This window comes from Ruminococcus sp. CAG:330 (genome assembly GCF_000437175.1).
Taxonomy (GTDB): Bacteria; Bacillota; Clostridia; order Oscillospirales; family Ruminococcaceae; genus Ruminococcus_C.
Genome location: NZ_FR898066.1, coordinates 33,688 through 34,652 on the forward strand (window position 1 = coordinate 33,688; position 965 = coordinate 34,652).

Sequence of the window (965 nt, forward strand, 5' to 3'; positions counted from 1 at the left end):
CTTGCAGTCGGCACTGGCAGACGGTGCCGATGAGGTCAACTCCATCAACGCCGGCGACCAGAATTTCGAGATGTTCTCCGAACCGGTCAACGCCACGGAGTCGTTTGAAACTGCTGTTTCTGCCAACGGTAACGCCATGGCAGCGTATATGATGGCAGTCGGCCTTTGGGTAGCCGGCCTTGCATTCTGTGTCATGCTTTCGCCGTATGACCAGAAGATCAAGGGCAAAAACGCCACCCGTGCCTGGGGACTCCAGCTGGGCAAGCTTTGGATCCTCGCCATCCTGCAGGCAGTTCTCATGATTTTCTGTCTGGTGGTCTTCAATGGATTCGAGCCAGACAATCTGGCAAGAACCGTTCTGATCGCATGCTTCTCTTCTGTTGCGTTCCTGACGCTGGAATATTGCGTTAACTTCTTTATGGGCATCATCGGCAGCTTCATTCTGCTGGTGTTCATGGTGTTGCAGCTGAGCGGCTGCGCCGGCACTTATCCGCTGGAGCTGTCCGATCGGTTCTATCAGATCATCAATCCGTTTATGCCGTTTACCTATACGGTACACGGCTTCCGGAGCGGCATTGCTTCCGGTCTGGACGTTACCACGGACTGCGTCGTTCTGGCAGTTATCGCTGTGGTATTCGCAGGATTGCTGCTGGTCGGCTTCCATGCTCGTTTGAAGAAGCAGGAGGAGGAAGAAGAGCCGGCGGAGACGATTGCATCTTCGAAGAAGGCAGTTCCGGCTGAGGCATAATCCGATTTTCCATTTCTACCATAAATTCCAAAAGGGCTGCGTCCACGTTGGCGCAGCCCTTTTGGGGTTGTTTGGGATTTTGACGGACACGGCACGCCGTGTCCCTACTTATGCGGTTTCTGTTGAAAACGTTCCACTGGAACGTTTTCAATATATCAGTGCTGCAAACGGCACACAGGGTGGAGCGGTCTTGTTCGCTCCGCCCTCGAAAAGCTGT

The 965-nt window shown here is 53.8% G+C and carries 1 protein-coding gene; it reads left to right on the plus strand.

Features of this window, described 5'->3' with window-relative positions; genetic code table 11:
• Positions 1-748, plus strand: a 748-nt coding sequence (locus QZL66_RS08020; protein ID WP_293602009.1) for a YhgE/Pip family protein, incomplete at its 5' end; no start/stop codon positions are given.
• Between the last annotated feature and the right edge of the window lie 217 nt (positions 749-965).